This window comes from Actinomyces oris (assembly GCF_001929375.1).
GTDB lineage: Bacteria > Actinomycetota > Actinomycetes > Actinomycetales > Actinomycetaceae > Actinomyces > Actinomyces oris_B.
Map to the genome: position 1 here is coordinate 46827 of NZ_MSGO01000027.1, position 11076 is coordinate 57902.

The window sequence follows — 11076 nt, forward strand, 5'->3', positions numbered from 1 at the left end:
TACCCCTCGGGGGTACTTGACCCCATTACCCCCTAGGGGTATGTTCGGTGCCGACCGAGACCACGGAGGAGAGATGGTCGGCTACACCGGATCCAAGGAGGACTACCTCAAGCGCCTGCGCCGCATCGAGGGGCAGGTGCGGGGCATCTCCCGCATGGTTGAGGAGGACATCTACTGCATCGACGTCCTCACCCAGATCTCCGCCGCCACCAAGGCCCTTCAGGCCGTCAGCCTCGGCCTGCTGGAGGACCACATGACCCACTGCGTCCTGCACGCCGCCCAGGCCGGCGATGAGGAGGGCACCGCCAAGATCCGCGAGGCCTCCGACGCCATCGCCCGGCTCGTGCGGTCCTGAGCGCCACGGTCCGCTCCGCGGCGGACCAGCGCGTTCCCGTTCCGATCCACCCGTTTTCCGCACACGCTTCTCAAGGAGTGAGAGATGACTGAGTTCACCGCCGACGGCATCGACCGCACCACCACCCTCAAGGTCTCCGGACTCACCTGCGGCCACTGCGTCGCCCACGTCACCGAGGAGCTCGAGGCGCTCGAGGGCGTCAAGGACGTCTCCGTCCTGCTCAACAAGGGCGGGCAGTCCACCGTCACCGTGCTCTCCGACATCCGCCTCGAGGACGCGGCCCTGGCCGAGGCCATCGACGAGGCCGGGGACTACACGCTCGACGCCGTCGAGCGCGACGACCGCGAGCACTGAGCCGGGGAGAGCCCCCGTCGGCGCCCGAGGCCCGGGTGCCGACGGGCGGCAGCGGACGCCAACGAACGGCAACGGACACGGAAGGCTCCCATGAGTACGACCAGCCGGGAACCGGGCGGACAGCCGCGCACCGTCAACCTCTCCATCGGGGGCATGACCTGCGCCAGCTGCGTGGCCCGGGTGGAGAAGAAGCTGAACAAGCTCGACGGCGTGAGCGCCTCGGTCAACCTCGCCACCGAGTCGGCCCGCATCACCGCCCCGAGCACGGTGAGCGTCGACGACCTCCTGGCCACGGTCGCCCGCGCCGGCTACACCGGTGCCCTGCTGGACGCCGACTCACCGGATGAGCCGGCGGAATCGGAGGCGGTACCGGCACCGTCCGCGCCCGGCTCGGACGAAGGCGGGCGCGGTACCCAGGGTGCAGACGGCCGCGCGGCGCTGTCCCTAGCGGCTGCGGAACCGGCCACCGCAGCCGGCACGCCGGCCACGCGCCCTGGCGCTGCCGACGGCACGACCGGCACCGCCGGCACCTCCCCCCGCTCCGCCTCCGGGCGGGGTGCGCCGTCCCTGGGAGCCTCGCACATGAAGCGGGCCGCCGACCTGCGCCTGCGGCTCATCTACTGCCTCATCCTGTCGGTGCCGATCATGGCGATCTCCATGGTGCCGGCCCTCCAGATGCCGGGTTGGCAGTGGACGGTGGCGCTCATGGCTCTGCCGGTGGCGGTCTGGGGGGCCTGGCCCTTCCACAGGGCGGCCTTCCGGGCGCTGCGCCACGGGGCCTTCACCATGGACACGCTCGTCTCCCTCGGGGTGATCGCCGCGACCGGCTGGAGCCTGTGGGCGCTGGTGCTCGGCGGGGCCGGGCACATCGGCATGCGCATGAGCATGGAGCTGCTGCCCCGCTCCCAGGGGCACGCCGCCCACATGTACTTCGAGTCGGCCGCCTGGGTGACCACCTTCCTCCTGGCGGGTCGCTACGCGGAGGCTCGCGCCAAGTACCGCTCCGGCGACGCCCTGCGCGCCCTGCTGGAGCTGGGCGCCAAGGAGGTGACCCGCGTCGTCCTCACCTCGCCGTCGGGCAGCCGCGACGCCATCGACGTCCTGGACGAGGACGGCGCGCCGCGTGCGGAGGCCACCCGCGCCGAGGAGCGCATCAGTATTGAGGAGCTGGCTGCCGGGGACCTGTTCCTCGTGCGGCCGGGCGAGAAGGTGGCCGCCGACGGCGTCGTCGTCGAGGGCCGCTCGGCCGTGGACGCCTCGCTGCTCACCGGGGAGTCCGTGCCCACCGAGGTCGAGGCCGGGCAGGCCGTCACCGGGGCGACCGTCAACACCTCCGGCGTCCTGCTGGTGCGGGCCACGGCCGTGGGTGAGGGGACGACGCTGGCGCGGATCGGCCGGATGGTGACGGCCGCGCAGGCGGGCAAGGCCCCCGTCCAGCGCCTGGCGGACCGGATCTCGGGGGTGTTCGTGCCCATCGTCCTGGTGCTGTCGGCCGCGACCCTGGCGGTGTGGCTGCTCACCGGGCACAGCCCGCAGGCGGCCTTCACCGCGGCGGTGGCCGTGCTCGTCATCGCCTGCCCCTGCGCGCTGGGTCTGGCCACGCCGACGGCGCTGCTGGTCGGTTCGGGCCGGGCCGCCCAGCTGGGCGTGGTCATCAAGGGCCCGGAGGTGCTGGAGTCGACGCGGGCGCTGGACACGATGGTCATGGACAAGACCGGTACGGTCACCCAGGGGCGCATGAGCCTGGACGTCGAGGCCTGCCGGGAGGTAGGCCGGCAGACCCCATCGGCGGATGCTTCCTCCGAGGCCGCCGGTGGCGCGGAGCATGCCTCAGCGCTGGTGCCAGCTGCGGCCGGCACCGGCGCTGACACTGAAGTCGCTGCGAGCACCCCAGCCGACGCCGCTGCGGGTCTGGCCCCGCTCGGGGATGAGGCGCTGCGCCTGGCGGGGGCGGTCGAGTCGGCCTCGGAGCACCCGGTGGCCACAGCCATCACGGCGGCCGCCCGCGAGCGCCTGGGCGACCTGCCGGCGCCGGCCGACTTCTCCAACCATGAGGGCCGGGGCGTCTCCGCGACGGTGGAGGGGCGCCTGGTCGCGGTGGGCCGGCCGGGCTGGCTCGCCGACGAGCTGGGCGCCGAGGTCCCCGAGGCGGTGCGCTCCGCCGTGGAGGAGGCCCAGGACTCCGGGGCGACCGCCGTCGTCCTGGCCGTGGGCGGGGCCGGTGAGACCGCGAGCACCGTGGCCGGAACCGACGCCGTCGCGGACAGCACCTTTGACGCCTCCGACGGCGTTGGCGATACGGACCGGGACACGCGGCCACTGCGGGCGGTGGGGGCCCTCGTGGTGCGGGACACGGTGCGGCCCTCCTCGCGGGCGGCGGTGGCGGCGCTGCGCGAGCTGGGGATCCGCCCGGTGCTGCTGACCGGGGACAACGCCCGGGCCGCTGAGCACGTGGCGGCCCAGGTGGGGATCGATGCCGCCGACGTGCGCGCCGAGGTACTGCCCGCCGACAAGCGCGACGTCATCGCCGACCTGCAGGCCCAGGGCGCGGTGGTCGGCATGGTGGGCGACGGGGTCAACGACGCCGCCGCCCTGGCCCAGGCCGGCACGCAGGGGCTGGGACTCGCCATGGGGTCGGGGGCGGACGTGGCCATCGAGGCCGCCGACATCACCCTGGTGCGCACGGACCTGGACGCGGTAGTGGCGGCGGTGCGGGTGTCGCGGGCGACCCTGCGGATCATCCGCCAGAACCTGTTCTGGGCCTTCGCCTACAACGTGGCCGCGATCCCGCTGGCGGCCGCCGGGCTGCTCAACCCGATGATCGCGGGGGCCGCCATGGCCGCCTCCAGCGTCATCGTCGTCACCAACTCCCTGCGCCTGCGCCGCGCCGGTTGACCGCAAGACTGACCCTCATGAACTCTTGCGATTCTCTCGAACGCCGCTTCTCGGTATCGGTTCGCGACATCGTGGGCAACCGACATGAGTCGGCTGCACGCTTCCTTCTTCCAGTTCTCGACAATTCCGGTCAAGCACTGCCGTGGTCAACACTCATCCCGAGCACACCCCTGACCGTCAACACCTCATGGGCGAGCATCAGGCACCTCACCGGCAGGGACATCGACCCTCCCTACGCAAACCTTCATCCTGAGACAGCCGAACACCTCACACACGCCCTGGCACAGGGAAGAGACCCCCTGTGCTGGTTCGCTCTGTGGAAGGGCTACGCAGAAGTACCGCAAGAGCAGCCTCCCGTTCCAGCCCCGCCACCCGACCTGCTCGACCTCATACGTACCGCCATCGAGCCGCTGACCGTGCAGGATGCGAGACCCACGGACGCGCTCCTCCTCCAAGAGCCCCTGTCCTGGCTCACCCGGCACGCGGGAGAGCAGGGATGCTGCGCTCCCCTGCTCATTCACGCAGCCGACGGCGCCTTCACCGCGGCGTGCCCCATCTACCACGACTCCATCTACCTGGGAGGGTCCAGGAGGCTCATTGAGCAGGTGATTGCGTCAAGGCCCGAGACCTTCGAGATCGAGCTGGACTCCCTCATACCGGCATACCGGGCTCCGGAGAGATCCTCGACTAATCACCCCCTCCGAGACCAGCTGCACGGCTGGTCTCGGACCACATCAGCCTCAATCCTTCGCTGGTCTGTTGGCGCGAGGTGGCGCCGGCCGCGGCGCTCCCGCTATGCTCACCGCCATGACGACTCTTTCGCCTCAGGCCCGCACGATGACGGTGCGCACCCTCGGCGAGGGTCGAATGTGCATGCGATGACAGCGCCAGCCGTCGCTGTCTGACACGTAACGGTGAGAGTCCGAGCCGATAGAGACCGGCTCGTCGCACTCCGCGGAGGGCCCGCCGCCCCCGTGTTCATCCCTCCAGAACCCCGCCACCTCGGCCGGCCCATACGCCGGCCACCCCGGGAACGTACCGCATCAATGTGATGTGCGGCGTCCTGCGCCGCTACGCATCAATGCGCCCGGGGACCCGAGAGGACCCAGCCATGCACGCCCACCTCACCCCCGTCAGCACCACCCGCGACTCCGCTGACTCCACCTGTCCGATCCGCCCGAACCTCCAACCTCCCCAGACCCCCACGGCCGTCTCCTCCCCCGCAGCCGCCTTCACCTCGGCGGACCGCTCCGCCTTCTTCTCCACCGCCCCCGCCGTCGACCCCGCCTCCTTCGACGTCGTCCCCGACCGCCGCGGTACGGCCAGCCTCAAATGGGACTCCGCCGTCAAGCGCGGCCGCCCCGAAGACGTCCTGCCCCTGTGGGTCGCAGACATGGACCACACCACCGCGCCGGCCGTCACCAGCGCCCTGCTGTGGCGCACCCGCCACGGCATCTTCGGCTACTCCGAGCCCGACGACGCCTACCACACCGCCCTGACCGGCTGGTTCTCCCGCCGCTACGGCTGGCAGGTGGAGGCGGCCTGGAACACCGTGACCCCCGGCGTCGTCCCGGCTCTGGCCCTGGCGGTGCGGGCCCTGACCGCGCCGGGCGAGGCGGTCCTCATCGAGGAGCCCGTCTACTACCCCTTCCGCGAGGTCGTCGAGGACAACGGGCGCACCGTGGCCGCCGTCCCCCTGCTGCGCGACGCCGACGGCGTCTACCGCCGCGACCTGGCCGCCCTGGAGGCCACCATCGAGGCGACCGGTGCGCGCCTGCTGCTCCTGTGCAACCCGCACAACCCGGTCGGCCGGGTCTGGAGCCGGGGCGAGCTCGCCGCCCTGGACGAGGTGGCGGCCCGCCACGGCGTCGTCGTCGTGGCCGACGAGATCCACGCCGACCTGGCCCTGCCGGGCCTGACCACCACCCCCTTCGCCTCCCTGAGCGAGGCGGCCGCCGCCCGCACGATCACCTGCACCTCGCCGTCGAAGTCCTTCAACCTGGCGGGCCTGCAGGTCGCCAACATCCTCATCGCCGATGCGCGCCTGCGCGAGGCCTTCCGCCGCGAACTCGCCGCCACCGGCTACTCCCAGCCCAACGTCCTGGGCCTGACCGCCTGCCAGGCCGCCTACGAGGGCGGGGACGCCTGGCTGGACGCCCTGCGTGAGCACATCGCGGCCGCCCGCGCCCACGTCAAGGCGCGCCTGGAGCGCATCGCGGGGATCGAGGCCGCCCCCTGCGAGGGCACCTACCTGCTGTGGCTGGACTGCTCAGGATTCCTGGAGGCTGCTGGCCTCGATGCGAGCGAGCTCGATGAGGTCATGCTGAACGAGGCCGGGCTCTGGCTCGACGACGGCCGGATCTTCGGCGCCGGCGGCGAGGGCTTCACCCGCATCAACGTCGCCTGCCCCCGCACCACCCTCGACGCCGCCCTGGACCGGTTGGAGGCGGCCGTCGCCGCCGTGACCGCCCGCGCCGCCGAGCAGGCCGGGCGCCGCCGCGTCGCCCTGTCCGCCTGAGCCGGTTCTCCCGGGTCGCGCCGAACGGGCCGGCCCGCACGCGCCCGGTCACCGGCCGCCACCCGCGTCGCCGTCGACCGTCAGTCATCATGTCTCCCCGCCACTGCCCCGCCCATGAGGAGAAAGCGCTCATGACCAGTCCGTCCGCGCCCCGGCCCGCCGCCCGCCCCGAGTGTTCCCAGCCGCCGCCCGCCCGCACCTTCCCCGTCCACCACCACCCGACGTCGTCGGCCCCGGCCCCGCAGCTGCGTCTGGAGACGCTGCTGGTGCGCTCGGGCACCGGGACCGACCCGGCCACGGGTGCGATCACGACGCCGATCCACCTGTCGACCGCCTACGGTCACCCGGGTCTGGGCGAGTCGACGGGCTACGACTACACGCGCACGGCCAGCCCCACCCGCGACGTCCTCCAGGACGCCCTGGCCCGCCTGGAGGGAGGGACGGCGGCCTTCGCCCTGTCCTCGGGGATGGCGGCCCTGGAGCTGGTGACCCGCACGCTGGCGCCCCACGGCGGCCGGATCGTGGCTCTGCGCGACCTGTACGGCGGCTCCTTCCGTTTCCTGGAGGTCCTGGCCGAGGAGGGGGCGGCGCGCGTCGACCTCGTCCTGGGCATCGAGGGGCTGCGCGGGGCGCTGACCGACCCGGCCGACCTGGTCATCATCGAGACCCCCACGAACCCGATGATGGAGGAGATCGCGATCCCCGAGGCGGCCGAGCTGGCCCGAGCCGCTGGGGCGAGGCTGGTGGTGGACAACACCTTCTACACCCCGGTGGTGCAGCGGCCCCTGGAGCTGGGGGCCGACGTCGTCGTCCACTCGGGCACGAAGTACCTGGGCGGGCACAACGACGTCATGGCGGGCGTTGCGGTGGTGGCCGACGACGCTCTGGCCGAGCGGCTGAGCCACCGGCTCAACACGACCGGGGCGACGCTGGGGCCCTTCGACTGCTTCCTGCTGCTGCGCGGGCTCAAGACCCTGGCGCTGCGCATGGAGCGCCACGAGGCCAACGCCACCGCGATCGCGCAGTTCCTGCGCTCCAGCCCGCACGTGACGCGGGTGCTCTACCCGGGGCACTCGGGCATGGTGAGCTTCGAGCTGGCCGAGTCGGTGGACGTGGCCCGCTTCCTGGCCTCGTTGCGGGTGTTCACCTTCGCCGAGTCCCTGGGCGGCGTGGAGTCGCTGGTGACGTGCCCGTCGGTGCAGACGCACGCGGACGTGCCCGCCGAGGTACGCGCCTCCTACGGGCTCAGTGACCGGCTCATGCGCCTGAGCGTCGGCGTCGAGCACGTCGACGACCTCATCGCAGACCTGGCTCGGGCCTTCGAGACCGCCACGGTCTGAACCGGGGACTGGGCCGGAGCACCGAGAGCGGAGGGTGCCGAGTCCGGCTACCCTGACATCAATCAACCAGTCTTCCGGATGGTTCATATTCGACGAAGATATGAGAATCGTGGCCATGAGACGCCTACGAACATCCTCGCCGCCCCAGACCACCTCACGACTGACCGTCCTCACCCTGCTCGGTGCGCTCACCGCCTGCAGCATGCTCGGCGCGAGTGTCACAGCCGTCGCGAGCCCGCCTACGCAGGGAGCCCAGCACGCCGTCGTCCTGGACAACAGCACGAACGCCAACAGCACCAGCCCGTCCCAGACCACCAGCAGCAACAGTTCCAACGGTTCTTCGAACGGTTCTGGGGGGCCCAAAGGATCCAGCGGGTCCACGGGGGCGAAGGTCCCCAAGGGGCTGGAGTCCTTCTACCGTCAGGATCTCAGCTGGACCGACTGCCCCGACGGCGTCACCGGCACCGCCTTCCAGTGCGCCACCGTGACCGTACCCCTGGACTACGACCACCCGCAGGGGAAGACCATCACGGTGGCTCTGAAGAAGCTGCCCTCAACGAGCCCCTCTCCTCGGGGCTCGGTCTTCCTCAACCCCGGAGGCCCGGGGGGAAGCGGTATCTCCCTCATCAATGCCCAGGCCGGGCTCTACAAGAGCGGCGGCCTGTCGGGGGTCCTGGCGAACTACGACGTCATCGGCTTCGACCCGCGCGGCATCGGCCAGTCCACCCCCATCACCTGCTGGTCCCCCGACGACGTCCAGGCGATTCTGGCCGGGCGGGCTGAGATGCCCTCCCAGCTGACGCCGGGCAGCGCCACCGACATCGTCGCGAAGGGCGCACGAGAGGCCGCAGCCTGCCAGAAGTACACGGAGGTCCCCGAGATTCTCGACCACATGGACACCCGTTCGGTGGCCCGCGACATGGATGTCATGCGGGCCCTGGTGAAAGACCAGGACCTCAACTTCTTCGGGTACTCCTACGGCACCTACCTGGGCGCCGTGTACACCGAGATCTTCCCCGACAACGTCGGGCGCGTCGTCCTGGACAGCGCCATGGACCCCGCCCTGTCCCGGCAGGAAGCCTTGGAGGGTGATGCGGCAGCCTGGGAGCAGACGCTGCGCACCTACATCGAGTCTCAGCAGGGCCAGGCCGGGTTCCCCCTGAGCGGCACGACGGATGAGGCCGTCACCCGGCTCGCAACCTTCCTCGACGGCCTGGACGCCAATCCGCTGACCGTCTCCGACGGCGGAGACCCCGTGGACCGGGCCAAGGCCACCACGGCGATCAAAACGCTCGTCGTCACCTCACCTGACAACTGGCCACTGCTCACCGAGGGACTGACCCAGGCCATGACCGCGCACGACGGCACCGTTCTGATGCGGAACGCCAAGTCCCTCTCGGGCGGCGGCGGGTCTCCTGGGACCGAGGAGCAGACCGTCAGGCTGCTCCAGTTCTTGTACGCCTTCTCGGCCAACCGGTGCCTCGACTTCCCCGACACCGGGAACCAGGCGAGCTGGGATGCGGCACTGACCGTCTACCGCAGCGACTACCCGGTCTTCCACACTCTGCTGCCCCAGCACGACGCCTACTGCCACGGCTGGGGGCACACCAGTAAGACCAAGCCCGTCAACGTCGACGTCGACGCCACGAACCCGGTGCTCGTCATCGGGATCCTGCACGACCCGGCCACCCCCTACCCGTGGTCCAAGGCGCTGGTGTCGAGGATCCGCAACAGTCACCTGCTGAGCGTCGACATGTACGGCCATGGCGCGACCGGCCCCAATTCCTGCACGACCGCGAAGGTGAACGACTACTTCGTCAAGGGAGCGCTTCCCTCCGACGGCGAGGTCTGCGCGGCGAACCCGGTGCCCCAGGCCGGACAGGAGGCTCCAGCCGGAGTTGAGACGCCGGTCGGAGTTGCGCGTCCGGTCGGCTTTGGGGCCGCCGGCTGAGGGTGAATCGCCCCGGGTTGGATGGAGGCAATGATCCTTCCGTGTCGTCACCGCCCCCATGAAACCCGGGGCGATTCCGGCACTCCACACCGGTTTGCGTGTCAGACAGGTTCATATCCGGATACACGATGCCTCCCTCCAGCACCCTCGTGCGACGAACCAGTCAACAAAGTCACACGCCCCTCCCCTTAGACGGAGCCCGCACCTATTCTCGTCACTTCGCGTGGCGGCCAGGGCCTCTGGGGCGGGGTTTGCGGGGTTCGGCCGCGTGGCGGCCAGTCGACTGCATCGGCTCATCGTCAAGGCCTGCCTCACGCGCCGCCGCCTCCGCACGAGCCCGACGCTTCTCCAGCTGCCACTCCGGATACATCGGCCCCGGCAACGGAAACGGAATCAGCCCGAGCAGCGCCACCACCACGAAGAAGAGGGCAGTACCCATTAACACCTTGGGCATGCCCCCACTACTACCTGAAGGGTACAGCAGCATCCCACAATCACCGATGGAAAACGCCACCCCCACAGCCGGAAGAATGAGCGAGATCGTATTACGACCCACATTGAACTCACCTTCACCGAAGGAGCGACCCAAATCCCCGTACCAGTGATCCGAGAACATGGCGAACCACCAATTCAGCATGGTCACCGCCCCCAGAACGAGGCATACCACTCCAGCTTGAGTCTCAGTAAAATCGACTTGCGGATACATGACGGACACCTAGGTGATCAAAACTACTTGAACAGGCTGTTAACCCAGCCACCAAACTTCTTTCCTCCCTCAGACCCCGCAATACCACCAGCAATACCACCAACAACACCGCCGATCGCCGCACCCGCAGGGCCTCCAACACAGGCCCCGACAGTGGCGCCCACTTGAGCTCCAGCCCATCCACCGGCCCATCCACCACCCGCAGTCATCGCACCTGTTGTTGCGGCGCGCGTCACCTTCTTGCCTTCACTGAGCGATGGATCCTGAGCATCTTTCTGGTACTGCTCGTAGGAACTCACTGCGAAAGAGGCAACATTGGAGGCACGACCGGCCCACTTCAATGTAGGTGCAGCTTTTCTTGCTGCTGTTACCATCTTGCCGCCCACAGAACCCTCCTGACCACCAGCCGGGCTCCAGCGCTCGAGCTTCCGGTTCTTCCAGGCATCTTTCCAGCCCTTGAGGCTTATTCACGGGGCTAGCTAACACTGGCATCTGTGCAGGTCACAGCACCTTCGACGGATGCTGTGAATAACCTTCCTTGGGTGCACGTCTACGAGTAACCATCTTCTTCGGGTTGTACTTGACGCGCTTCCCCCGTTTTGCCGAATGAGAGGTCAACGACTTGTAACTTGTCACCTTCTGCGAGACATTTGCCTTCGACGCCTTGAGACCGAATCCCTCAGCCAGCGTCTTGATATTGCCGGCTCGAGTAATGACTACCATTGCCGTCTTGGTAGTCGCAATCCAACCACGATCAGCCACAGCGTTACATGGAGGCTTATTCATAGGGGTGTTTAGGGGCTCTTCGTGTTTGAGGGTGTGGTAGGTGGAGCCTATTGAAGTTCATAGGTGGGGTGGGTGCGTCGTTGCTTGGGTGGGGGTCGAGGTCCCTCGATGATGGGAGCTGCTAGACAACCGTCACGAGAGACCTCGACGTGCCTGAGACTACCTTCACCG

9 protein-coding genes are annotated in these 11076 nt (G+C 69.5%); 6 read left to right on the plus strand and 3 right to left on the minus strand.

What is annotated here, in order from left to right:
* Window positions 1-73 precede the first annotated feature (73 nt).
* The 6 genes from BKH32_RS06140 (at window position 74) to BKH32_RS06165 (ending at window position 9413) form a co-directional block, all read left to right on the plus strand.
* Window positions 74-355: a metal-sensitive transcriptional regulator gene (locus tag BKH32_RS06140; protein ID WP_075249112.1), complete on the plus strand. Its 282-nt coding sequence runs from the start codon at window positions 74-76 to the stop codon at window positions 353-355.
* 84 nt (window positions 356-439) lie between these two features.
* Complete coding sequence (locus tag BKH32_RS06145; protein ID WP_075249113.1) at window positions 440-709, plus strand: heavy-metal-associated domain-containing protein; 270 nt, start codon at window positions 440-442, stop codon at window positions 707-709.
* Window positions 710-799: 90 nt separating this feature from the next.
* Window positions 800-3604, plus strand: coding sequence for a heavy metal translocating P-type ATPase (locus BKH32_RS06150; RefSeq protein ID WP_075249114.1), 2805 nt, complete (start codon window positions 800-802; stop codon window positions 3602-3604).
* 1111 nt (window positions 3605-4715) lie between these two features.
* Complete coding sequence (locus BKH32_RS06155) at window positions 4716-6122, plus strand: MalY/PatB family protein (RefSeq protein ID WP_075249115.1); 1407 nt, start codon at window positions 4716-4718, stop codon at window positions 6120-6122.
* Window positions 6123-6253: 131 nt separating this feature from the next.
* Entirely contained in the window at window positions 6254-7462 is a 1209-nt protein-coding gene (locus tag BKH32_RS06160; RefSeq protein ID WP_075249116.1) for a PLP-dependent transferase, read from the plus strand.
* A gap of 115 nt (window positions 7463-7577) precedes the next feature.
* Window positions 7578-9413 carry an alpha/beta hydrolase gene (locus BKH32_RS06165; protein ID WP_075249117.1) on the plus strand — a complete coding sequence of 612 codons (1836 nt, stop codon included), beginning with the start codon at window positions 7578-7580 and terminating at the stop codon, window positions 9411-9413.
* 214 nt (window positions 9414-9627) lie between these two features.
* Here the strand turns inward: BKH32_RS06165 and BKH32_RS06170 are convergent, their stop codons facing one another.
* The 3 genes from BKH32_RS06170 to BKH32_RS13565 form a co-directional block, all read right to left on the minus strand.
* On the minus strand, window positions 9628-10119 hold the full coding sequence (locus BKH32_RS06170; protein ID WP_143222736.1) for a hypothetical protein: 492 nt from the start codon (window positions 10117-10119) through the stop codon (window positions 9628-9630).
* A gap of 23 nt (window positions 10120-10142) precedes the next feature.
* Complete coding sequence (locus BKH32_RS13560; RefSeq protein WP_143222738.1) at window positions 10143-10505, minus strand: hypothetical protein; 363 nt, start codon at window positions 10503-10505, stop codon at window positions 10143-10145.
* Window positions 10506-10620: 115 nt separating this feature from the next.
* A complete protein-coding gene (locus tag BKH32_RS13565) occupies window positions 10621-10842 on the minus strand; it encodes a hypothetical protein (protein ID WP_143222739.1) in 222 nt (73 codons plus the stop codon).
* Window positions 10843-11076 lie beyond the last annotated feature (234 nt).

Coding starts and splice junctions, on each gene's coding strand:
- BKH32_RS06140 (WP_075249112.1), top strand. CDS start 74: ATGGTCGGCTACACCGGATCCAAGGAGGACTACCTCAAGCGCCTGCGC.
- BKH32_RS06145 (WP_075249113.1), top strand. CDS start 440: ATGACTGAGTTCACCGCCGACGGCATCGACCGCACCACCACCCTCAAG.
- BKH32_RS06150 (WP_075249114.1), top strand. CDS start 800: ATGAGTACGACCAGCCGGGAACCGGGCGGACAGCCGCGCACCGTCAAC.
- BKH32_RS06155 (WP_075249115.1), top strand. CDS start 4,716: ATGCACGCCCACCTCACCCCCGTCAGCACCACCCGCGACTCCGCTGAC.
- BKH32_RS06160 (WP_075249116.1), top strand. CDS start 6,254: ATGACCAGTCCGTCCGCGCCCCGGCCCGCCGCCCGCCCCGAGTGTTCC.
- BKH32_RS06165 (WP_075249117.1), top strand. CDS start 7,578: ATGAGACGCCTACGAACATCCTCGCCGCCCCAGACCACCTCACGACTG.
- BKH32_RS06170 (WP_143222736.1), bottom strand. CDS start 10,119: ATGTATCCGCAAGTCGATTTTACTGAGACTCAAGCTGGAGTGGTATGC.
- BKH32_RS13565 (WP_143222739.1), bottom strand. CDS start 10,842: ATGGTAGTCATTACTCGAGCCGGCAATATCAAGACGCTGGCTGAGGGA.